This is a genomic window from Pseudomonas sp. GW821-FHT02A08 (genome assembly GCF_059422045.1).
The window spans coordinates 69,960-94,767 of the sequence record NZ_JBWKWD010000011.1; the positions used below are offsets into that span (position 1 = coordinate 69,960).

Genomic DNA, 24,808 nt, shown 5'->3' on the forward strand with positions numbered 1-24,808 from the left:
ACAGTAAGCCGTTCAACTGTCAGCGCCAACACTGGACGTGCGCACAGGTAAATAATCCACTCAGATCTTGCTGGCGCTACTCCGCTAGGCAAGCGTTAGCACACTGAAAAAACTGTTTTCTTAGCAAATTTAAGTGAACCACCTGCGCCCATAATTGACACACTGTCGAGCAATAATCCCTGCCAACCAGAAACCTGGGCTTTGTTGTATCAACCTAAACCTTCAGAATCTTAAATCGTCTGATTCGACCTTTACCGCGCGCCCAGTAACCCCTCAAAATCCGAAGCCTGGATGTCCGAAGCCCCACTCAACATATCCCGCGCCAACGCCCGTCGCTTACTCAACAGCTCATCCAGCGTCGCCTCAAACGTCGGCATCGCCGCATCCCGAACCGTTGGGTAGTACACGTACACATCCTTCTCCTGCCCAATCCGATAGGCTCGATCCGTCGCTTGATCTTCCTTGGCCGGGTTCCAGCAACGTGTAAAGTGAATGACGTGGTTGGCCGACTGCACGTTCACTCCAAAACCGACGGCGATGGTCGACAGGATGATGACTGCGAAGCCTGGCAGCTCCTGGAATTGGTCGATCAGCTTCTGGCGACTATTGGCGCTCTGACTGCTGGTACTGGTATCGCCGTTGATGACGGTCGCCCTAAACCCGAAATGCTCCTGGATTGAGTGCTGCAATTCCCGCTGAATATCACGCAATTCGGTAAATACGATAACCTTGTCGCCGTTCCCGGCCCTTTTGATCGACTCGAGGGTTTGCATCAACCACTGCAGCTTCGGCGAGTTGTCGCGCAATCGCGTATCAGGCTGAACGCTATACGGATGAGCACAAATGAGCTTGAGCTTGTGCAGCAACCCGAGCATGCCGGAGGTCTTTTGATCGAGCTGTTCTTCAATCTGCTGCTTCTGGCTGTACGCGGATATTTCGGACAGGTACAGATTGCGCTGCAAGGCGTGCATGCTCAATGAACGGCATGCCGTGTCTTCAATTTTGGCCGGCAGGTCTTTGGCAATGTCTTGCTTGGTTCGGCGCAAAGTCTGCGGGTCGATAAGCCCACGCAAGCGATCCAGGGCAACCGTATCGCGCTCCAATGCGGCTTCGATTGGGCGCTGATACTCGCGACCGAACTGGTTCAAACCGCCTAGAAAACCTGGCTGAATGAAGTCGAACAGACACCAGAGATCGATCAGGGTGTTCTCGACAGGCGTACCGGTACACGCCACTCGAAATCTCGCAGGAATGGCTTTGATCGCTTGAGTCACCAGTGCAGCAGGGTTCTTCAGTTTCTGCGCTTCATCGCACACGACGATCGACCACTGCTGGCGCGCCAGGGAAAACTCCTGATCGCGAAGTGTCTCGTAAGTCGTCAGGACGATTCGGGCGCCGCCCATCCAACCTGGGCGCAGCAAATTCTTGATGCCTTTGGCTTTCAAGTCCGCAGGGATTTCTTCCTTCTTGAACTTCACTGCACTCAAGGCTGAGCCATACAGCTTTAGCACTGGCAGCGCGTCAGCGAAGAAGAATCGATGAAGCTCACGCTCCCAGTTATCAAGCAACGAAACTGGGGCGACGATCAGTGTCGGCTTGACCTCTGGGTACTTTTCCAGATACCAAACCAGGAAGGTGAGCAACTGGATCGTTTTTCCAAGCCCCATGTCATCAGCGAGCAAGCAACCTGACACGTCCGCGGGGGACAAGCGGAACAAATGCTGCAACCACGCGACGCCTTGAAGCTGGTGCTCACGCAATACGACCTCAGGCTTGAGCAAGCTGGGCAACTCTGGCGTCGCGTCCAAAGCGGCACGCAAGGCTGCCTGGCGAATCTGAACGTAGGTCGGTTCGTCGATGTTGTGGCCGATTTGCAGTACGGCGCGACCAACCTTTTCCTGTGGCTGGACAAGGCTGGTCTCGATAGGGGCGATTTTCTTGGACCAGGCAGCAAACAGTTGCTCGGCGGCGGCAATCGAGAGCGGTGTTTCGGACTCTGGCAAACAGACCGTTTCATCACCGGCAGCGCGAGCTTCGTCCAATCGCTGCTCAAACGCTTCAAATTGAGCGCGGTCGGATGGATCCCAACGCCCGAGGATTTCTGCGTCAATACCCAACGCCGCCACATCCTTCGGCAACCAGTTCTCGGTCGCCTCTTTGACCAGGAATGGCGAAGTAATTTTTTCCGCTTCCCCGATGCCAGTCACACGGTCGCCGTATAGAGACAGGTCCAGGACCGAATCGAACTCAATGCCTGCCGCTTCGTTTTGCCAACGCTTAAGCAGGTCGCTGATACCTGCCAACTGGCGCAAATCAAAATCGCTGAGCTCCAGCTCATAGCCCTGCCAGAAGCCCGCTGGCATACCAGCGGCCAGTTTCAGTTGCAACTCATGCACGAACGGCGCGAGGTCATAGGCCGCTTTGAATTCAACTTCGATGGGGGCTTGCGGGGTTGACGAGATCGGTTCGAGTGTCAGGTTTACCTGCTCGATGCGCTGTCCCGCTTCATCCAGTTTCGGTTCCAGATGAAAGCGGTGAAAGAAAATTCCGGCTTCGGCGAGCTCGTCTTCATAGGTCTCGGCATCCAGCACTTGCGCGGCACTTTCGCCGAGTGCGCTGTAAGGGTTGCGGACGAAAGAAAGGGCATCGTCGCCAGCGACCCGACGCCCGGGCAACGAGCGCACATAGTCCAATACAGATTTGACTTCAGGCTCAATCAGGACGTGGGTCAGCGATCCATCATCAGCGGTCACCCGGTATCGATCCTGAACCTGATTGGCACCGTCAAAACTCTCAAGCCAGTTTGCCGGCTGACCTTCGAAGGTTGGTTGCAGCTCGATAACCGGCGTATTACCTACTGTCGATTTTCGCGGGTTGAGTCGCAGGCTTTCAGGTTTGATTACGACGGTCTTATCCAGGAAACCATCCATACCGGCAGCCGCCTTGCGTGCCAGTTTTCTGATGCTGGCCCAGCCGATCTGGTTGGTTATTTCACCTGGCTCATTTTGTTGAGCCAGATAAAGCTGTCGTACCGCTCCGGTCAGTTTCCAGGACGCCTCAGGCAGAATTTCTGTGGTTCCGTGATACTGGACGATGGCGCCCGTACGCTGCACCTGCACATTGGCATTGGACTGCGGATCACGCCATCCACTGACAGCGACTATGAAATCGTCGGAGGCAAGACTGCCTTGGCTGCTCAATTGAGGGATGAGGGCTGTCTGTGGCGGCAACCCCAATAGCGGCAGACTTGTTAAGTGCTCTGGCTCATCAAGCAGCCGATAGAGCTCATCCCACGTCAGCAGCCAGCGATCGCTCAGTTGGGAGACGAACTCCTCTTCTTCCAACTGATCCAGATAGCTTGCCAGCGGCCAGGATTCTGCGTTTTCCGCCAAGCCAAGGGGATAACAAATGCCCTGCTCTTCAATGGAAAAAGCAGGTTCAGTTTTTTCTACCGTCGAATTCGGCTGCCGGCCAATCCCTTTTAGAAAACGCTTGAGCACTACTGTCTCCAGAACCGGAGTGGCTGTTGATTGACGGGCTTGAAACCCAGGCGCTGGAGCGCTGCAACGGCAGCCAGGTCGTTGGTATCAAGCTGGACCTGAAACGCACCGCCGCGCGCGCGCTGGTCATAGATTTTGTGCCTGGCCGACTTCAAAGCGTCACGGACTTGGTCCTCCAATGCCATGGGTTTGGATGACCCTGGCGTGCCGGCCTGACTCTGCACACGAATACCCCATTTCTCGAGGGCATCATCAAATTTGCTGAGCCAGCCTTCTATGCGATTCGGGCGGCTAGGTGCAGGTGAGTGCCGCATTCGATCCAGCGCACGGTTAGGCTGCTTCAGTTCGCTAGCCAACTCGAGTAGTGACTTATCTGGATTGAAAGGCGACTTGTCTGCTTGATACACATAGCAAGCATTACCGGTTCCGGAGAACTCCACGAAAAAATAGTTCCCGATCTGCATGATGACTGCGTTGTTATGACCGGGACCGCCAACCAGTCGGCTAAGGCGTCCTTTGTTCTTCTCACGGAAATGAACGAAGTCCCGCCCACTGTCATGCCAGGCATCCGAACCCATGACGATTCGGGTGTAGCTCATCTGGTTAGCAAAACGCAGCCAATAATGCAGACGTGATTGATCGACCTCTGCTTCCCCTTTGAGCAAGTTGAAGAAATGTTCGAGGTCTTCTTTCGCGAACCACGCTACGACCATCGCACAGACGTCTTTTTCAACGTACTGCAGCCAGCTGTTTTGCCTGGAACGAATTTGAGGGCTGCCCCAATTGTCGAGTGCAACCTGTTTGAGCAGCGACGACGGCTTTTCTCGATAAGCTGCCAAGTGATAACGCGACAGGCACGCACTCAGAATGTCGTTCATGTAACGCGGATGCTGCCGTCCGATATCGACAAGGTCGGCCAGGCGATGAGAAAACTCTGCGTCATCCAACATGAAAATACGAGAGATAAGTACGTTAAAGATCCTTCGCCACAGCCAGCTGCTGTCAGGGATCTGCGCAATTGTCTGCAGCGCTGAAAGGTCGCTGATCTCCCCCTTAAACATCTGGTCACCCAGCCTCGCACCAGCCTTTTCGGAGAAAAGCTCCTGATGCTGCTGGACGATTTGCACCCATTCCTTCTCGCGTCTTTGCTGACCTCTGACGCAATCAAAGCCAAGCTGAACGTCTGCCCGCAATACACACCAATTGGCGTTCTGATCAGGCGTGGCAGCCTCGTACCCAAAGTAGCTAAAACACAGCGCCAACCAGTCCCGGCGGCTCAGCCTTCGTTTTTCGATACGGTGATGGATTTCCTTGTGCACTCGGTCAAAGAGCTGGTCATCGTCCAGTATCGGCCCGACTCGATCACTCTTGTCCGAGAGACCGGCGAAGACCAAGCGCCACTCTGTAGCGTTGAGCGGCAGTACATTGCGGAACTTGCTTATCGCCGCACGGCGCTTTTCCTGAGGTGGCGGCAAGGCCTTTTCAGCGCGCTCGAATCGTTCGTAAAGATCAATTCCCGCAGCACCCAGACGGGGGAATCGCGCCAACGGTTCTGGCGCCGGCCCCGCTCGATGCGTGGAAAGACTCAGGTTAATAGCGGCGGAAAGCCTCGCGATAGGGCTGGTCATCGGTTCATCGCCAACTGACACTTTTCCATATCGGTGTTATTGAACACCGGCACATCTGGCTTGAGGTTTTCTTCCTTTTCCTTCAAGCCAAAGAACTGCATGCGCAACTCCACTCGCCGGCTTTCTTCCTTGGTGTCCTTTGCATTGTTGAAGGACACGCCACCCGCCAGGAACATCGATCTGATTTGCTGCTGGTGCTCCGGCGACAATCCGACCTGGAGCGGACTGCGACTATCGAGCAGACTGCACATCACCCACTCCGAACGCTGCAATGAAAGGTGCAGGTTATAAAGATAGGAACCATCGGTGTCTGTCGATCCCTCGATTACAACCTGCTTGAACCATTTACGGCCTTCTTCACTGTTAGCCGCATCCAGAATCATCGGCACAACCTCCTGAAGTGCCGACTGGCCATCATTGCTCAGCGCGTACTGGTTATGCCCAAAGCGGCCAGCATCGCCGAAGCTAATCCGGTTGTCCTTGCAGTCAACGACGATGGTCTTGCTGGCAGTCTTCGCCTTAAGGCTCAGGTGCTCGCAGATCTGACTGACGTCCTTATTACGCTGCTTCTCCCCCTGCTCCGCCTGGTTAATGCGCTGCGTCACAGAACTCAAAGCCGCCACCATGACAACGAGAAACAGAATCATCATCGCGGTCATCAAATCAGCGAAGGAGATCCAGAAAGGCTTCTCTCCTTCGTCTTTGGAGCGGGCTGCCGAAGGCATTTGCTTACCAAACATCGACTAGCCTCCGTTACTGCCTGATTCGTTCCATGATGTCGCCGAAGTCTTCGAGACTTTCCTTGACCCCTTCTACACCGCCAGCGAGGCTCTTGACTGCTTTATCCAGCTCGGCATCCAGGCTACCCAGGGTTTGTCTCAACACCCGATCCATGCCATCACCGAACTCTTTGAAGCCGTTACCCAGCACACCACTGATGTTTTCCAGGTATTCATACACTTCACGGTTAAGCGCCTGCATCCGCTCGCTTTGAACCTTCAGGTCCTGGAGATACTGGCTGCGGCCGCTGGCCTCCCCTTGTGCACTTGCGACAACCCCTTCGATGACCGCGAGCGTTTTCGCTAGTGCTTCACGATTGTTTCGATAGTCCGCGACCACGGTGTTCAACTCACGTGATGCCTGTGCAAGCTCAGTACCTGCGCCCTGGACTGTGCCCATCAGCCCCGCAGTCGACTCACTGGCTCGCGCAACGCTTTGTCCGGCCGTTTCGAACCGCTCAGCCGCCGCCCGCATTTTGTCTGCGCCTAGCTGCATGCTTTGCAAATGCTGCTCTGTTTGGGCACTCAACGCCTTAACGGTGTCCTGTGCAGACTTCTGTTGCTCTGACACTGTTTGCAGCAACGCCTTGACCTGCTCGTCAAGGCCGCCCACCAGGTCACGGGTGCCTTGATGCAGGTCAGCTTGTGCAGCGCGGGTGGTTTGATCCATCTGCTGCTGGCCTTGCTCCAATTGCTTGAAGACTACCGAGAGTTGCTCACCCAGCACCTCAACGGAGCCCGCAATTTTCGCCATGGTTTCCTGTTGACCCTGGCCGATGTTCTGCTTGATCGACTCAACAAAAGCCTGGAGATTCTCAGCCATTGCCTGTTGGCGAGCCTCGCTTTGAGCAAACAACTTCTCCAATTGCTCGGCCATTCGAGCGCCTGCCCCCTCCCCTTCGTTACCGATACGGGCAACCGAAGCCTGGAGATTGACGAGCATCTCGTTCATCCCCGCTTGCATGGCGTTCTGTCCGGCCTGCATATCGGAGAGTAACTGGGCAATCATGGTCGAGCTGTTTTGAGTCGATGACTCGCTGGCCGAACGCATATCCTGGATCAGCGTTGAAAAGCCCTGCTGCATCGACTGCATGGCAGCGACGGACTGGCCCATCAGTTCGTGCAGTCCATTGAACTGTTGGCCGAACGTACCTTCCAGCTTGTTCATGAAGGCAACCAGAACATCCTGAAGAAGGTTCTGTACTTGCCCTGATTGATCGCCACTAGCGGCCTGAACCGCACCCGCGATAGCTTCAAGCGGGGATTTGAGGCTGTTCTCAATTGCACCGCTGACCTGATCGGCCAACAACTGCCCAGAGTCACGGTAAGTGGTCGACAAGGTATCCGCTAATTTGAGACTTTCACGGACTTGGGTATCAACAAGGTTCTGCAGCATTTCACGCAGATCGGTAACCAGGCTGTCCTTGAGCTGACGGGTTTGGACCGAGCTTTCAGCACTCGAGCGCACAAGCTCCGCCAGATACTCCTCACCGACACCGCTGTCGAAAAGCCCGTCGATGGTTTCGTTGAACGTTTCAAGCAGCTTGTAGCATTGCCCTAGACGCCACTTTTCAGTAATCGTGACGGCTATAGAGGCCATGATTGAAATAAAGGAGCCGATGAACGCAAACAACACGTCCTTTAGCAGCTTGTCGACGCTGGCATTTACCTGTTCCGGGGTACTCGGATCAAAATGCTGAAGGCCAAGCATCAGGCCAAAGAAGGTTCCAACAATACCGATACCCGTCAAAATTCCAGGCAGGTGTTTATAGAATTCGGTCCCCAGCGGTGTATCAACCACACTTTGTGGTGAGAAAAAATGCGCCGCTCCGGCAGTGGCGCGCGACCGGACCAGGACCTGCTCACCTTCCTGAAACTCAAACTGGTCGTGCAGTGTTTCAGCGTACTCATGCCAGGAGTGCTCCAGCTTGCTTCCATTGAACAGTCGCTCCAATTCAGAGCGCCGCTGAGACGGGGCGAGCGCTTTCACACCCTGCACGCGTTTAGTCAGACTTTTCAGCTGACTGCCAAGTTTGAAGGATCTACAAAAATAACGGACAAAGTACCAAGCGCATAAAATGAAAACGAAGCCAACTACCATTTTTGGTGCGATCAGCTGCTCGGAGCTTGCTGCACCCCAAAGATGCAACAGCGTCGAAAAATCCATACTTTCCGCCTTCAATTAAGCAATTTTTGATGTTCAGGACGTGCGCAGCCCCATTGATGCGTCAATCGAAGACAGCACCTTGCTCGATAGATACTTTTTCGGGGCAAAACGAATTTTGGATGGAAGGCGGTGGCAGTTTCACAACGACCAATCTGCAGTCTTCCATGGACATAGCCTATAGAATCATGTCCTTATGCCAGCACCTTAGCCCGAGTCTTGAGCGACGTAAAGCTGGAAGCGATCGATGGATCTTTGACCTAAGAGTTTGGCCGCGGTTTGCTGGATATGACGCGGATAGCCAGTTAACCCGTCAGCGACCACCCTCGCCTCTCTGATCGTCAACGCAACTGGCCACCATGGCTGCCGAAAAACATGAGTCGTAAAGCCAATGCAGGACTAACCCGCCAATAGAACGTTTCTTGGGAAGTCTGAAATCAGCTCGAGTCAGCTCCAGAAAACCCAACAGCGAAGTCCAGCTAAATAAAACTGTTGCTCGGCCGATACGCTGGCAATTCACCCTTTTCCCTGCAGCGCATGTAATCACGTCCCAAGCCTTCGGCAGGGGTTGACCTAATACGACCAGCACCGTTTAACAAGGAGTCCCGGCATGTACGCCACCCTCATCGACCCGGTCAATGAAGCACTGCGGCAAATCCTCAAAATCGCCGCGCAGTTCGACCGCACCAACGCTGAGCGCGAAAAAATCCGCGCCGTGCTACGCAAATTGCTGGTCATCCGCGAAATGCACTCGACTTACTTCATTTGCGTAGGCGGGACGCAGGGCGCAGGCAAAACCCACCTGTTACGCGAACTCTATGGCCTAGATGATTGGCTGCAAGACAACCCTGGACGAGGTGAATGTCGTCCGCTGTTTATCCTCGAGCGAGACTGCGAAACACCTTATGCCTGCGGCGTAGATGAAAACGGCCAGGAATGCCCTATCGACCAGGAGACACTCTCCAAAGAGTTGCGCAGCTTCTCTACGGGCGAGCGTTTCTTGCTGCTGCGCTTATATGTGCCTCGCCGCCATTTCAGTGATGGCTTCGGTTTTCTGCTGCTGCCTGGGTACGAACGACTAAACCGAACCAATAGCCTTTGGCAGGAGGAAATGCGCGACACCCTCAAGCATGCCATGGGCAGCATCATGGTCACCAACGCCAATGCCCTGGCAACTCAGGCGACCAATGAAGTGCTCGTTGACATGTTGGAAAACGCCCTGCAGGGTCGACAACCAATCATTGCCATTGGCCGCACCGAAGGCAAAAGCGACGATGAGCGCGACACACTACGCCTTTCGGCCGCTGAAGCATGCCAAGTGCCTGCCGAGGAATTGGACCGGGTACTGTGCGTCGGACGCGGTGCCGAGTATCGCGCCCAATGGGCCCCGCAATTGATCGAAGCCCTGGCCAAGTACGCTCAAGTCCCTGACAGCATTCACCACCAGCGCCTGACGGATCTGCGCACCATCGTGGAACTGGAACTGGAAGCTGCCGTGACCTTGCTCGAATCGCTGGTGGAGGACGCCGGGGCGCGCGCCAGTGCCCAGGACACGTTGATTGACGCCATCCTTAACAAGTTCCGCCATTCAGTCGGTACCTACCGTAAAAAGTATCAGAAGTCCTTGCACTATTACGTTGGCCACTACGCTCATCAGGCCACGACCAGCGCCAAAAAAGCCTATGCCCAAGAAGAGGAAGGTTGGAGCAACAAACTAAGGACCGCCAAGGACTTTTTCCTGCTTAACGCCAGTGAGACCGAGCAACGGTTCATCGATCGCATCAATCAGCACTGGGAGGAGCAAGATGGCCAGACCCCGGTTGACGCGACCTATCTAGCATTAACGCATGTCGCAAACGACATGCTCGCGCTGGGCCATGCACCTGCCGATCATATCGACGCACACACGCTGTTGAGCCAGCGTAATCAAAATTTGCCTGAACGATACCTCGGTTACGAGAAAAACGACGGTGCAACCATCACCCCTTTCGGTAACAAGGTGGATCCGCAAGCGCTTCAAAAGCATATTTGCCTGCTGCTCAACGAAACCTCAACCGAAAACCACCTCGACGCCAGCACAACTCGAACCCAACAGTTCAATACTGCACTTCAGCACCTGCCGGCCTTGACGATGGAATACCTTCGCATGAGCCAAGGCGTCGCACTGTGTCGGCGCAACGTCGTAGATACCTCGCAACTAGTCAACTACGACCCTGCTCAGCTCGCCAAGGACATTGGCGAAACCCTGCCGAAGTTCACCCAGGGTGCCCAACAAGCTATCCGCGCCCTGCTGGCGATCACCGCCGTGGATTTGGCCATCGATGGCAGCCTCGATGTCATTCCGGCGCTCACCGGAGGCGCAGCAACCGGCCTCGGTGCCTCCTTATCGGTGGCTGCCGTCGGCCTGATGGGTCTTGGGTTCATTGGCTACAAAGCGGCAAGCTCAGTGCATCACTACGACGTGGCCAAACGGAACTTCATCGGCGCAAGTGTCGAGCGCTTCAAGGACCACCTGATCGAGTCGAGTCTTGAACACTATGACGAATTGATGGAGGTTATCGAGGCACGCATCCAGCACAACCTCAGCCTGGCGTACGGTGTGGACATAGACCAGTTCGCTGAGCGCGATGCACTGGCGCGCTCACTACGGGCACTAGACGTTTCGCGGCGCAATCTGGAGGCCGAGATCGACCGTGCCCATTCCCGCTACCTGGCTTGAACGCCACCGGCAGCGCCATGATTGGGCATTGCAGGCCTTCGACCGGTTCGTTCACGAACTAGCGCCGGAGGTTAGCGATCAGGTCAGACGTTCGGATCAGGTGACAGTGGTGGTCTATGGCGCGACTCAGGTCGGCAAGACCACCCTGATCCTCGACCTGCTTGGGCTGGCATCGAGCACACGCGATGAAGTGGCCCGCGTCTTGCGCGGCGGCCAAGCCCTAGGTAAGTCTGCCACCGTCATGCCACTGCGCTATGGCCGCGCGCCCGATGACCACTGGTACATCGGAGGCGACCTCCCGCTCGATGAACTCCAGGCATCCGATGCTCTGGCCAATATTCGGCTAGCAGTCGAGCAAGGCTCACGACAGGACACGGAGCTGACCGATATTCTAATCCCAGCCCGGCTATTCCCGGCCGCTTCGGACGACGCATTGGATGTTGACGTCAAACTGATCGACTTGCCCGGTTTGGATGCGCGCAACCGGCACGAACAGCAACTCGTAGAACAGCTCGCCCGACGTTATGTGACCGTGGCAGACCTGGTATTACTGGTCACCCAGGCCAGCAGTCTTGGCTTCCTACAACCAGAAAACCTGCAGATCGAGGAGTTGGCCCACTGGGCCAGCCAGCCAGTACGCTATCGCGTGGTGGTGACCTCTTGTTTCTCCCTTAGCAGCGTGCGTAACCGCTTCCTTTCCACACCGCTCGACGTGCAGGAAGTGCGTCAAGCGATGATCAGCGAGATCGAAACCCTCGATTTAACAGTTCCCCGGCGCTTTTCCGACAATCTCTATGTGCTGGAGCTGGGTGACTCCGCCCGTGAACTGGCCACCACTGATCCTGAGTACTACGCTCGAATTGCGCCGGTGGTCAGTGAATTCAGACAGCAACTGATAACTGACATTAAAAGCGCATCCGGTCCGTTCTCCCGGTTGTTTGCGGCATTTCAACTGGATAGCGTTGTACAAGGACAGATCGCCGTTTTTCGGGCACGCTTCGAAGAATGCAAAACAGAGCTGGAGGTAGAACTGCAAGCGTTAAAGACGCAACTGAATAAGCACTACCCAACACTGCCCGAAGATCTGTGTGGAGAGAATCTTCAGGATCACCAAGCCAACCTGGACGCAGAGTACACAACCCAAAAGCAGCTGGGTGCGACACTGAAGATCCTACTGCGCAACGATTGGATGCCTTTAATCGCGTCTTTATTTGACGGTCCACCTGTCAATGTCTCCTCTCAGAGTGTGTTAGCGCTGCAAGAGGCGCTCGAAGAGGAAAAGAAACGCTTGCGAGACCTGTCCCGACATTGGGTGGACAGCATCAAGAAAATGCTGGAGCGAGTGGCCAAGGATGAACTGAAGCTGCGTCTGCTCGAGTGTGCTGACCAGTTGCCCTCCATTGCTTTTGACGACAGAGACTTCCATCCGATCGAATATCATTTGGACAGATATAGCACCGACAGCTATTTCAGGACGTCGAGCTTCGAAAACGACACTACGGTGCTTGAAATGGCTTTTCGCAATAGCCAGCAACGCCATGCGGCATTAGCGCATCAAAGCTTCATTGACTCATTCCGAGCGCAGGCTGAGCACATCGATAAATCCGTGCGTACTCTTAAAGCGCAACGGCACACCGTGCAAAAAAACCTGCAACGACTCCAGGTCCACCTTGACGCCCTTGCGACACTGCAATCTGAACTGGATGCGAATCTGGCCAGGATGAGCGGTTCGCTGCAGATTGCCGAACACTTTGAACGGCATGTCAATGATGCCTTTCTGCAAGCCCTCCAAACCGTCAAGGCAGGTATCGTGAAGGGACCAACAGCCATGGACAAACTCCTGGCGCTGTTGAACACCCATTTGCTGATCAGCGAAGCGGAAAAACTCTATGCCGGAAAACCCCCGACATGACTGACAAAATAGTTCAAGACGAAATACGCGCGGCCAGGGAAGACATGGCACAGCTGCTTAACGATATTGTAATCACACCACTCAAAAGCGAACTCAATAGCCTGCTTGGCGACGCTCTGTATCCGATAGATAAAGAGATTAAGGTTCGCCACGATGGCGTGATGGCGCAGATCAGTAAGATCAAGCGAACTATTGATCGCCATTATCCCTCCACCAGTCTTCCACTAGATGACCAGTTTCAAGCGTTGCTGGATATCCAACACAGTGCCGAAGACCAGGCACAAACCCGGACCAACGAACTGGCGAATACGCTGAGCACTCAAGCTGAAACGCTCAGTCAGAAAACCTTGGAAGCTCTGCTCACCAAAAGCGATGCACTCGACGCCCGGTTGACCGACCACCATCAAGCCTTCCACACCCTTACGCAGACGCAGCTACAGGCCCTGAAAGATGCTAACCGTGTAGCCCATCGCGAAAGCAATGACCTGTTCCTCAAACAGATGGTCGTGCTGAATGACGCCCAGCAATGCGCTGAGACTCAGGCGATAGCCCGAGCCAACCATCTGACCGAAACTTTGAGCGCCCAAGCCGAATCACTCAGCCAGCTAACCCTGCATGCCCTGCAAACCCACAACGACACGCTCGAAGCCCGGTTAAACGACCACCACCAAACTTTTCAGACCCACACTCAAGTGCAACTGCAAGCACTGAGCGATGCAAGCGAAGTAGTCTATCGCGAGGGCAACGATCAGTTATTCGAGCAATTGAAGCAACTCGGCCACGAACGCACGAAGCGGCTGGAAGCGCTAATTGCCGTGCTGGCCAGCAAGGGCCGTACTTCGGTGACCCAGGCCATTACGCAGCAGGAGCAGCGTCTGCAAGCCACGTTCTCGTCACAAGCGGCAAAGGTCGGTGCGCAACATGAAGTTACCTTGCAAACACTTGCAGTCCTTCAGCAGCATCTGCTGGCGCAAGACGCCAAGATCGACGACCTGCAATGGCAGCTCCAGCGTGCAGCAGGACATGCCAAGACCCTGCTCTACAGTTGCTTGCCAATGGGTCTGGGCAGCTTAGGAGCGCTGGCATATTTAATTTTTCGCATTGGCTAGCGCTGGCATTGCGGGTTGCGTCGCGCCGCATAGGTAAAGGTCCCAGACTCATCGATAAAAATGTGCATATCTCTCCCTTTGTCCCTAGTTCGACTGAGATGGACACCCTCTCGATTCCTAGGGATTCGAACCCCTCCTTGCGTCCCTGTAGACCGCTTCAGGCCAGTAAATACTGCGCTTTCGCCCTTTACTCATGGCGTCCAGCGGTCCATGGTGGCCCTGAATCTGTCCTAATTTTGCCCTAAACCTCTTCACCACTACCGCTGCTATGCTTGGATCTTCCTCAGAAGGAGTCGCCCCCCATGCCAGGTGATTACTCACTACCCGATGTACTGGAAAGGATCTACCACAATCAGCTCGCTCTGGAGGCGGCGGTAATGGAGCTGACGTTGTGGGTGGAACAGCAGGACTCGGCTGAAGTAGGTAACAATGTCCGTGGAGCTCTGGAAGCTGTTGGGGAAAACGCGGGCCACATCAAACAGGGCTTGGCCAAGCTCAGGGGCACGAATCTAAGCTAGGCATCAGCCTTCCCGAGACGATTAAGCCTAACGATTCCCAATATGACGTTTCTCGTTAGACCGCTTTCGCAAAATGCTGACGCTCGATACACACAAAAGTAGGCTGCATCTGTGCGCTCAATGACTAACGGTAAAGCCGTGGGCTGCCGTGCTCCTCAAAGGTTAGGTCACAAAAAAGTTTATGACTCTCGATCAACATATCCAAATTTGGAACGCCATCGGCACTTGGGTTGCCGGGGTGGCCACACTGGCCGCAGTTATCGTCTCGCTACACCTTGCACGTCGAGCCGATCGAGTCCGCGTACGTATCTCTGTGGGCCTGAGGCTCGTATTCGCAGGAGATGGAACACCTGCCGAAGAACACGTTGGTTTCACCATCGTCAATCTTGGAGATCGGTCAGTTACCGTAAATGCAATTGGGTGGCACGTTGGGAGGGGAAAGAGCGCCCGCCAAAGCATTCAGCCTCTCTATGGGCAGTACACGCAGCATTATCCAAAGCAGCTCACGCACGGCGAGCAAGCAAACTTTATGGTTTCACTTCTGGTTCTACCATCCTGGCCGAAAGAGTTCGCCACAGGCTTCGTACAAGATCTATCACCGAAAAACCTCGGAACGCTACGAGCCCAGATTCACACGTCTTTGGGTCAAACGATTCAAGTCAAACCAGAAGAAAACTTACTACAGCGGCTTCGCGACGCTGGGACTTAACAGTCAATGTCGTGCCGACGCGCTCTGGTAAGCCCATTCCCACTGATCGTGCTTTTCTTGGTGGCCAGCGCTTGGGATCCACGCCAGACTGCTTCACGCCCTGAGAAAGTCAGTCGCGAAAGGCATGAGTGAGTCGTTTGCGGCCCATAGCGACAGACAGAAATCGGCCAGAAGCGGACGTTGATTGATCAGATCTAGGTAGTTATGCCAAGTCGCTGGAGAAGGCAATCGAATCACTGAAGTCGATGGCTGAGGGCCCCTCCACCATGATCATATGAATTCTGTTATAAGCAGAGTTTTGCATCCGTGGTGGGGTTATGTTTGAAATTACTGGCGCTGACATCACGGACTTGAACGACGGCGATCTTCGCACGCTCGTCGCTCGCTTGGCTTTGTCGGAGTTACGCGCACAAGGCTGTCCACTTTCTTCCGTTACTGCCGGGGGTAACCAGGATGCTGCGGACGGTGGACTCGACGTTCGTGTCGAATGCCCAAGTGAGATTGCTAAACCAGACTTCGTACCGCGAGCTCTTACCGGATTCCAAGTCAAGAAGCCCGATATGTCCGCCAGCGCAATTCGCAACGAAATGCGTCCCAAAGGTGTTTTACGGTCGGTCATAAGTGAGCTCGCAGAGGCGTCCGGCGCATATATTATTGTCAGTGCCCAAGGATCTGTCGCCGATAGGCCGTTGGCTGATCGGCGTGCGGCGATCCGCACTCAGATTAGCGAACTGCCCACCGCCAGTAAGCTCCATACCGACTTTTATGATCGGGACCGACTGGCCAACTGGGTAAATGAATACCCAGGCATTGCCGCATGGGTCCGTAACCGGACCGGACTCGGACTCACCGGCTGGAGCAGCATCGGCGATTGGAACGGAACAAAGGTCGCCGAACCCTCCACCTACCTCTTCAACGATAAAGCGTGCTTAACCGATGAGCGGTCTCGCGAACGCGAACAGCTGACCATCGGTGAAGGAATCGTTCGGCTGCGCGCAGCGCTACGAACGCCTAGGCAATGCATCCGACTAATCGGTTTGTCGGGTCTTGGCAAAACACGGCTAGTGCAGGCCCTTTTCGAAAGTGGCGTGGGCGAAGAACCACTGGACCCAAGCCTGGCGGTCTACACTGATTACTCCGTAGAAACCGATCCATCTGCCCGCGACATGGCACGCCAACTCGTCATGCGCGCCCAGCGCGCCATCCTCGTAGTCGATAATTGCAATCCGGCCACGCACAGTGAACTCGCCCGCATTTGTTCAGAAGGCGCGAGCAATGTCAGCTTACTTACCATTGAATACGACGTTCGCGACGATGAACCAGAGCGGACAGAGGTATTCCGCCTTCAGTCGGGATCCCCCGAGCTCGTATCGCAATGGCTAGAGCAGGCCTTTCCTGACATTTCACAAGTAGACCGAGAAACGATTGCAGATTTCAGCGACGGCAATTTCCGCGTTGCACGAGCACTCGGAGAAACACTAGGCAAGGGCGAAACCCTTGGCAAGCTCAAGAACCGCGACCTATTCAGTCGCATCTTCCAGCAACGCAACGAGCCCGATCAAAACCTGCTTTTGGCGGCAGAAGATCTCTCACTCCTCTATTCAGTAGACGGCGAGGACAGCTCGGACGATGGCGAGCTGGCACGGATTGGACGCATCCGCTCTGTCAGCGTACAGGCCCTGTATGGGGCGCTAGCCACCTTGCGCCGACGGGGTATAGTCCAGTCCCGCAGCCGGTGGCGCGCGATCCTGCCACATGCGATCGCCAACCCACTAGCTACCTTCGCACTGGAAAGAGTTCCGCCCGCGGATTTCGATCGTTTCTGCAGGTCGCTGACACCGCGAATGCAAAAGTCGCTTTCGCGGAGGTTAGGCTACCTTCACGACAGCCCCGAGATCCGGGCGGCCGTCGACCGATTTCTCCGTGCTGACGGTCCCTTCGGAGATCTTTTTTCGTTGGGCGAAGCTGGACTTCAGATAATCATCAACATTGCGCCCGTAGCACCCGAAGACGTGCTTGCGAAAATTGAATACGGACTGAATGATCCAAACGGGAAGCAGATTCTGGCGCCCAATTCTGGAATGCGTGGGCGGTGGATCCGTCTTATCAAAATGCTCGGCTACGACCCTCATATGTTCGAGCTCGCGGCGATGTTGCTGGCACGCTTTGTTGCCACCGAGCCTGATGACGATAAGAACAACTCTGCCCAAGAAGCGTTCGCTGAGTTGTTTCATTTACACTTGTCCGGAACTCGAGCCACTCCGAACCAACGACTTGAAATCGTCAAGAGACTGGCGAAGTCAGCCGATTCAACGCTACACCGATGTGCGTCTATAGCGCTCAGGGCATTACTGAAGGCAAGCTATTTTACCTCGTCGAACGACTTCGACTTTGGCGCACGATCGCGTGATTGGGGATGGGAACCAAAACTGAACCGAGAGGTTTGGGACTGGTACAACACCGCAATTGATCTCTGTGTCGAGCTATCACCTATCTTGGCGGACGCCCGTAACATCCTCGCCGATAGTATTCGCGACCTTTGGAAAATCGACGCCTGTCGTGATGCGCTCGACTGCGCCGCTGCAACCTTTGTGGACGAAAGCCCCTGGATCGAAGGGTGGATCAGTTTTCGAAAGTCGCTTCGTTTCGAGAGCAAGGCGATGCCTGATCATGTCAGGGCTAGGCTCGAGGCGATCATTCAGCGGCTGAAGCCTTCTGATCTCCTACATCAGGCTCGTGCTGCGATACTCAAACGTGGCTACGGTGGTTGGGACATCGCAGACAACGACGACAAGTTGAAGCCGTGGCAGCTTGCGGCATTGATGGCGCAGGATATCGGACGCCAACTTGCACAAGATCCAGAGACCCGCAAGGAGTTTCTCGCCGAACTTATGCTCAAGGCGAATCCGCAACATGTCGACGAATGTGGTCAAGGTCTTGCCGAAGGGGCAGAAAATCTCTCAAACATGTGGGATGAATTGGTCGCTCAATATACATCGGCGGATCCAAAGCAGCGCAAAGCTACGATACTCTGCGGATTTCTCTATCAGATGCATCAGCAGGATGCAGCTCTCGCTCAGACAAAACTAGAGGCAGTTGTCCACGATCGTGAACTCGTATCACGTCTACCTTATCTCCAGGCGCGCGTTGGCATCGATAATGACGGCATCGCAAGATTGCGGCGAGCAATCAGCAAGGGTGTACTCAAGGCCAGTGACTTTTACGACATCGCCAATGGCTCTGTGGGCGACTCATCCTCAGAGCCACTGGGAGCGCTGCTTTTAGATATCGCTGGGCTTTCAGGCGGCGTGGAGGTCGCCCTCGAAGTTTTGCACATGCATTTTTATCGTGACCGAAACGAAGGACGACCACAGAACAAATCACTGATCGAAATAGGCCGGGACCTTCTGCGCCGTACCGATTTCAGTAGAGTAAGTGAAATTCACGACATCGGCCTGCACACGGTTCTACGCATCTGCTGTGCAGGTGTCGACGGCGAAGAAGCTGCGCGTGAGATCTGCGCACTTCTCAGCGCTGCACTCAGGTCGGCCCACCTCTCTCTCCATGAAGTAAATAACGTGCTCAAGGCGATGTTCGAAACTCAACCCTTCATCGCATTGAACATGCTCTTGCTGCCAGGGAAAAATTTCGGTTTTGACAACCCGATTGAGGACATGGATCCGGTAGTTCTTCGCCAGTGGGCAGATATCGAACCCGCAATTCGTTACCCACAGCTCGGCGAAGCCATCGGATTGTTCAGACACAAAAACGGCGAAGCGCAAAACGACTTTCCGCCACTGATGTTGGAGATGCTCGAGTACGCGCCAGATAAACGCGCCTTCCTCGGAAATCCTTGGCCCCGTCTGCATCCCAGCGGCTGGAGCGGGTCGCTCGCCGACATTTTAGTATTGCGTCGGGCAAAGCTGCTCGATTTACGCGAGAGTCCGCATGCGGAAGTACAGCAGTGGGTCAATGAAATTCTGCCCGATCTGGATCGCTGGATCGAGCGTGAGCGCGAGGATGATTTGAAGCAAGAAGAGACTTTTGAGTAGAGCTTTTTTCACTTAGTGAGATCCCATCGGGGGGACTCACTGCAGCGAACTAGCCTTCCGGCATTGTTTTGTGACCGTGAGGGCAAAGCTGGGTACAGCATTGAAGACGAGCTATCCTGCCAATGAAAAATTCGCTCGCCCATGCGGGAAAACGTGCCGCGAGTACGGCCAACGAATCGACGCGGATGGCCTGCGTCCAGGTATTAAGCGCGACAAACGCAGCATACGACCATGCTCTGATAGATTTGGTCGAGACCGTACGGGTTGCTCTTTATGGGCCAGAAGAAGACTAGGTGAACTGTTAGCAGCCCTTCGTGACAGGCAGCAATCGGCCGAGACTGTGTAAAAACGTTTTAGAGCAGGTTTGACGGTCTGAACCAAAACGAAAATCGCGTTCCTACGCAAATTTCAGGTCTGCTGACTAGCCAAGCGCTGGCAGATTTTTACGTAGCAACGCAGATTTCCAAACGGTGTCTGCGTTTTTACACACTCAGGGCTGTGGATTCAACCGGTCGATGCAACACAACTAAATTCTGTGTAAGCAGAAGGAGTGTTGCAGATGAAGCAGAGACCTCGGATCTATTACACCGAAAGCCAGAAAAAACTGATGTGGGATCACTGGCAGAAAGGCGACTCTCTCCAGCACATAGCCCAACTATTTGATCGAAACCATTCATCGATACAGCGCATCTTGGCGGAAACAGGCGGTATCAGACCCGCTGTACGCCGCAGGTCCAGATTGGCGCTGACGTTGGCTGAGCGCGAAGAGATTTCGCGTGCAGTGGTGGCAGGTAACTCGATCCGTTCCATGGCCGCGCTGCTAGGGCGAGCAGCCTCTACGATCAGTCGTGAGATCAGACGCAACGGTGGCCAAGGATGCTACCGGGCTAATCAAGCTGATCAGGCTGATCAGGCTGCCTGGGATCGCGCACATCGACCTAAGGTCTGCAAACTTGTTGAGAACCGAGCGGTGGCGCAAATTGTTGCAGACAAGCTTCAATTACAGTGGTCGCCGGAACAAATTGCCGGTTGGCTGAAGCGTTCCTACCCGGACGATACGAGCTATCAGGTGTCACACGAGACGATCTATCGCACCCTCTTCATACAGGCTCGCGGGGCTCTGAAGAAGGAGTTGCTTGAGCATTTACGGCGCACGCGGGCCATGCGTCGCTCGCGCCATCACACGCAGAAGAAAGAAAATCACGGTCGCATCACAGATGCGGTATCGATCCGTGAACGCCCGGCTGCGGCTAAGGATCGGGCGGTGCCAGGTCACTGGGAAGGTGACCTGCTGTGCGGTAGCAGGAACAGCCAAATTGCCACTCTTGTTGAGCGCCATACCCGCTACGTAATGCTGGTGAAGTTGGTCGGTAAGGATAGCGAGACGGTCATCAGCGCCCTGATCGAAAACGCCCGCAACTTACCCCAGGAACTCTACCAATCGCTGACGTGGGATCGCGGCAAAGAGATGGCTGACCATAAGCGTTTTACGGTGGCGACCGACATCAAAGTCTACTTCTGCGATCCTCATCGTCCTTGGCAACGGGGATCGAATGAGAACACCAACGGGTTGTTAAGGCAGTACTTCCCGAAAGGAACCGACCTTGCGGATCACTCGCAGGCCACGCTCAATGAAGTCGCAAGGCAGCTAAATAGCCGCCCTCGGAAAACACTAGACTACGAAACGCCCGCTGAACGATTTAGCCAATCTGTTGCATCGACCGGTTGAATCCACAGCCATAAGCAGACAGTGGAAAGATTCACTGCGAAATGACTTGCGTCCGCTGCGCTCCATTCGCGCAGCTTATGGATGGTGGATGCTGACACTTAGTTCAAACTGCCTAGAAAGTACTACTCTTATGGCCTCATCGACTGAAATCGGAGCGCCGCTATGGATATCACAAAAGCCGGACCGCCAGAGATTCGTGACGTCGACGTTGACTGCGATGTCTTGTTCACTCTCAACAAGCGGGAAGTGGAGACTCTGAGCAACCCTGTCACTCAGGGTATGATCGCGGCACAGTTGGCTGGTGCCGCATCACCATTTGGGGCCGCTGCGGCGTGACCACCTACAACAATGCCGCCTTCCTTTCTTTCCAGATGGCCACCAGCGCGCCCTACCAAATGAACTGGTCCACCGGAGCCGACAGGTTGCTGATTGTTTCGGTGGGTACCGGCAGCGCCGCTACTGCCCGTCCCGGCCTCACACCCTCTGACATGTGGCTCCTTGACACTGCCAAGACCGTACCCGATGTGCGGATGAATGCCGCCAGTGCTGGCTGGGACATGGCCTGCCGACTACTCGGCGAGTGTCGCTTCGGCCACCCCATCGACCGGGAACACCTCGATATGGTCGGCCCCTTCGAGGGACGCCCAAACTTCAGCGGCACCAAACAGTTCGCCTACGTCCGCTACGCCCCAGACGTAAGTCAGCCGGGACTCGACGCGCTCGGCCTAGCCGACATTAAAGCAACCAACGTTCAAAACCTGGACTCCATTGAGCACATCGCTGACATCCAAAAAGTCGGTGAGGTCTTTGCCCGGAAACATCTTAACGTCGCCGAGCACTTACGCGGCTTCATCCGAGCAACAGTGGTGGCCTTCTGTAATGGTACGTCTCTAAAGAAAGATGGGCCAAACTATGAATTCTACCGAGCTTGAGCCTGCGCCGTCGAAGTCGCCTGATGGTGGCCCAATAACGGGATGGGCCAGATACTTCGGTTATGACATTTTCATTTCTTTCGCACTGGGCCCGAAGCCAAGAGGATGTCGAGCCTATGCGTCCGACTTGGCGCGCAGATTGCGGGAGCGCGGCTTCACTGTCTACTTCAGTGAAGATGAAGCGCCAGCAGGTTCTGAGTTGGACATCACGCTGCGTCGCGCACTACGACGCAGCCGCATATTGGTGGTGATCGCCAACCGAGGTACCTTGGCTGACCCACGCTACGTGCGACGGGAGGTAGAGGAATACATCGGCAACCGCAAGCAAGCAACCGTGGTGCCGATCAACGTCGATGGCGCGCTGCAGGACCCTGCGCTCACCGATACGACCCAAGAATGGCTGCCATTCGCTGGCCGTATCTGGGTCGACGAGGATGCCCAAGCCTGTGAATCTGGCCGCGTGAGTGACGCGGTGGTTGAACGGCTCGCGACAGCACCCTATGCCGTCCGATCGGTTGTTCGCCTGAGGGGCGCTATCGTGCTCGCACTGACTGGTTTTGCACTGATGGCCACCTTTGCACTACTTCAGCGCAATACAGCTATCGACGAACGCAATCATGCACAACAGGAACTACTGTCGTCGGCGGCACAGCAGGCTCTGTTGTTATCCCGTGATGGACGCGCTCATGAGGGCTGGGATGTTCTGGTCAACGCGCTTGCGCAGGCGCAGCCCGATGTAGACGGTGTATTGCCTAAAGGTTTTCTCGAGGCTGCGCTGACTTCGCTGGTGGAAAACCGGCGCGGCCCTACACTCGATTTCGATACGACTACTAACGCGCCAGAAGTTAGAGAAGAAGACGACGTTATGCCTCCACCATTTGCATTTGATGCCAGTGGTAATAGAGTGGCCGTGGCAGCCGGATCTCAACTGGCAGTTTGGACCACCGCCGACGGCCACCGTCTTACTCAAGTAGAGTTGCCGATCCATGCTGAGCAACTTACTTTCGCGGCAGGAGGCACCGTACTCATCGCAGAGGGACCTGCGCCGCTTCCCGAGCAGCCTGAGTCAGCCCCAGAAAAGCCTGGGGCAGATACGGAGCCTGCTGCTACCCAGCGCGCAATAGCCGTCGATATCGCGAGTGGCAAACTGACAACGTTACCACTGACATTATGTGAGCAATGGATTCCATGCCTTTCTGACGGTAGCGCTACCACGCACTTGCTGCCGATGGCCGACCTGCCGGCCACGGCACTGGTCGATTGGCCGCATGGAAAAGCCTTTATCGCAACGGCCGAAGGTCAAATGCGTGTGCACGAGAGGTCAGGAGAACAGTTTGTGTTGCTGACTCGCGTCCAGGACCATAACGAGGAATGGCTTCTACTCGATCGCAAGTCCGGCATCGCAGCTCCACTCAAGGTGCGCCTGCAGCGAAAAAAGGGAAGTGAAGCCAATCACTACAGCCTGGCTAGCGCGGCTCCTTTTATCGTCGCCAGCGCCGATCAATATCACCCTTACCCCGACATCGTGGTCCACCGAATAGTAACTGGCGCGTTGGGGCCACGTCTCGTGGAACCGCATCGTTTTAGTGCCAAGCAGGCAAGTGCCACTGAAGATGTGCGCATCGACACGAAGGGAACAACACTTATGTACCAGAACGCCGTCTACGGCACTGGTACCGGTGTAGGTATCGGTCGCACAGTGGTGCTCGATATTGCCAGCGGGAGAGAGGTATGGGCTCGGAGTGAGGGAGACGTGGTATGGGGGCACACGCTCGTCGCGCTTCAGGAGGACGGGGCTGATACACAGCTGCTGTCGGCAGAAACCGGGGCTACTTGGTTCATTGTGCCAGGCAAACCGATCGGGTTTGATCCCAGCGGGCACATGCTATTGATGTGGGACAGCGAAAGGAAGGCGTCCCCTTGGCCTCGAGTGCACTTGCTCGAGACACTCCCGATACGGCAGTTCGCACGTGACCCACGTGGCCCAGCCAGCACGCTTGAAGCCTGTATGCCGCTTAACGGATTGCGCTTCTCGACGCTAGGGGAGCGAATCGATCGGATTTGGAATAGCGATGACTGGCACCGACAGACCGCGCAGTCTGCCATGACCAAGGCGCCTTATGGCGTTAGTGAAACGGTATCAGCACGCTTGCCTATGAGTTTCGAACCGTTGAATGGAAAGACGCAAGTGGTGTTCCTTAAGGCAGACGGCAGCCGCTGGCATTTGAGCGATGATTCAGGGGAAACCGAGGACTTGGAGCGGGCAGAAGTTGAGCGCCGCTATCCGCTGCTCGGTAACGCACTAAACTCGGGCAAGGACATCAGGGCCTCATTGTCATCGTCGATGGATGGTCGCTGGAATGCTGTCGTGATGCTCATAAACGACGATAAGCAGCAGGTGGGCACTTGCAACGGATGGGCGCAGTGGACACTTTACCGGGGGTATGATCCAAATCCAGAAAAATCGGGGTGCACTACAGGTGGACCTTCCGCTCCGAATCAAGTACCCGAAGTATGGTTCCTACCAGGAGAGGTCGGAAGCAGAAATTCGATGCTTGTCGCAGTGCCAAGCGATACCTGTCATTACGAACTGCTGGACCCGGAGCAAGGTACCCAGCTGGGAGCCGTAATCCCGGCCTTTGGCAACGTGGTTAAGTTCGAGCGGGTGTCTCCCGATCTGCTTGTCATACACTCCACTGACTGGTATGGCGCGACGCGGGCCTATCAACTGCAAAGCTTGTCCTCGCCTAGCTCTGGACCGGTATTCATGCTCGCTGACCGTAACCCCGGCGACGAGGACGAAGCCCTTACAGTTAAGCAAGGCACCGCGACGGACAATCTGCATCTGCTGTATGTGCCTGCCGCTTATTCAGAAGAAAGCGACAGCGAGATCGGGGTCGCTTTTTCGACCGGTGGTGACATGCTAGAAATCACCCAAGAAAGCCAACCAACAACTATCATCACAGTCCCACCCTGGGGAGACCGGTTGATAGAGCGATTACGTAACGCCGTTCTGGCGCGGCGTCAGGAGCTTATAGTTAAGCCATAGCTGATCTG

General features: G+C 55.1%; 13 protein-coding genes. 9 read left to right on the forward strand and 4 right to left on the reverse strand.

Translation table 11 applies throughout. The annotated features are described in order from the left end of the window. Window positions 1-251 precede the first annotated feature (251 nt). Genes zorD through zorA1 form a run of 4 tightly spaced genes read right to left on the reverse strand, consistent with a single transcriptional unit; the run spans window position 252 to window position 8,074 of the window. Entirely contained in the window at window positions 252-3,500 is a 3,249-nt protein-coding gene (gene zorD, locus AC07W4_RS10665) for a type I Zorya anti-phage system protein ZorD (RefSeq protein ID WP_495032388.1), read from the reverse strand. Continuing rightward, a complete protein-coding gene (zorC, locus tag AC07W4_RS10670) occupies window positions 3,500-5,128 on the reverse strand; it encodes a type I Zorya anti-phage system protein ZorC (RefSeq protein WP_495032389.1) in 1,629 nt (542 codons plus the stop codon). Before zorC ends, zorD begins: the two co-directional genes overlap by 1 nt. Then, the gene (zorB1, locus tag AC07W4_RS10675; RefSeq protein ID WP_495032390.1) at window positions 5,125-5,868 is read right to left on the reverse strand and encodes a type I Zorya anti-phage system protein ZorB1; all 744 of its coding nucleotides are present in this window, start codon (window positions 5,866-5,868) and stop codon (window positions 5,125-5,127) included. The genes zorC and zorB1 overlap by 4 nt, the downstream gene beginning before the upstream one ends. A gap of 13 nt (window positions 5,869-5,881) precedes the next feature. Next, the gene (gene zorA1, locus AC07W4_RS10680; protein ID WP_495032391.1) at window positions 5,882-8,074 is read right to left on the reverse strand and encodes a type I Zorya anti-phage system protein ZorA1; all 2,193 of its coding nucleotides are present in this window, start codon (window positions 8,072-8,074) and stop codon (window positions 5,882-5,884) included. Window positions 8,075-8,681: 607 nt separating this feature from the next. Here zorA1 and AC07W4_RS10685 point away from each other — a divergent pair. The 9 genes from AC07W4_RS10685 (at window position 8,682) to AC07W4_RS10725 (ending at window position 24,800) form a co-directional block, all read left to right on the forward strand. Continuing rightward, window positions 8,682-10,790, forward strand: coding sequence for a hypothetical protein (locus AC07W4_RS10685; RefSeq protein ID WP_495032392.1), 2,109 nt, complete (start codon window positions 8,682-8,684; stop codon window positions 10,788-10,790). Next, window positions 10,765-12,702, forward strand: coding sequence for a dynamin family protein (locus AC07W4_RS10690; protein WP_495032393.1), 1,938 nt, complete (start codon window positions 10,765-10,767; stop codon window positions 12,700-12,702). Before AC07W4_RS10685 ends, AC07W4_RS10690 begins: the two co-directional genes overlap by 26 nt. Beyond that, complete coding sequence (locus tag AC07W4_RS10695) at window positions 12,699-13,811, forward strand: hypothetical protein (protein ID WP_495032394.1); 1,113 nt, start codon at window positions 12,699-12,701, stop codon at window positions 13,809-13,811. The genes AC07W4_RS10690 and AC07W4_RS10695 overlap by 4 nt, the downstream gene beginning before the upstream one ends. A 302-nt stretch (window positions 13,812-14,113) precedes the next feature. Continuing rightward, on the forward strand, window positions 14,114-14,329 hold the full coding sequence (locus AC07W4_RS10700) for a hypothetical protein (RefSeq protein ID WP_495032395.1): 216 nt from the start codon (window positions 14,114-14,116) through the stop codon (window positions 14,327-14,329). A gap of 181 nt (window positions 14,330-14,510) precedes the next feature. Then, window positions 14,511-15,038 carry a hypothetical protein gene (locus AC07W4_RS10705; protein ID WP_495032396.1) on the forward strand — a complete coding sequence of 176 codons (528 nt, stop codon included), beginning with the start codon at window positions 14,511-14,513 and terminating at the stop codon, window positions 15,036-15,038. Window positions 15,039-15,355: 317 nt separating this feature from the next. Beyond that, the gene (locus AC07W4_RS10710; RefSeq protein ID WP_495032397.1) at window positions 15,356-19,090 is read left to right on the forward strand and encodes a hypothetical protein; all 3,735 of its coding nucleotides are present in this window, start codon (window positions 15,356-15,358) and stop codon (window positions 19,088-19,090) included. 559 nt (window positions 19,091-19,649) lie between these two features. Then, a complete protein-coding gene (locus AC07W4_RS10715; protein ID WP_495032398.1) occupies window positions 19,650-20,819 on the forward strand; it encodes an IS30 family transposase in 1,170 nt (389 codons plus the stop codon). A gap of 332 nt (window positions 20,820-21,151) precedes the next feature. Then, window positions 21,152-21,751: a patatin-like phospholipase domain-containing protein gene (locus AC07W4_RS10720; RefSeq protein ID WP_495032399.1), complete on the forward strand. Its 600-nt coding sequence runs from the start codon at window positions 21,152-21,154 to the stop codon at window positions 21,749-21,751. Continuing rightward, window positions 21,732-24,800, forward strand: coding sequence for a toll/interleukin-1 receptor domain-containing protein (locus AC07W4_RS10725; protein WP_495032400.1), 3,069 nt, complete (start codon window positions 21,732-21,734; stop codon window positions 24,798-24,800). Before AC07W4_RS10720 ends, AC07W4_RS10725 begins: the two co-directional genes overlap by 20 nt. Window positions 24,801-24,808: the final 8 nt, after the last annotated feature.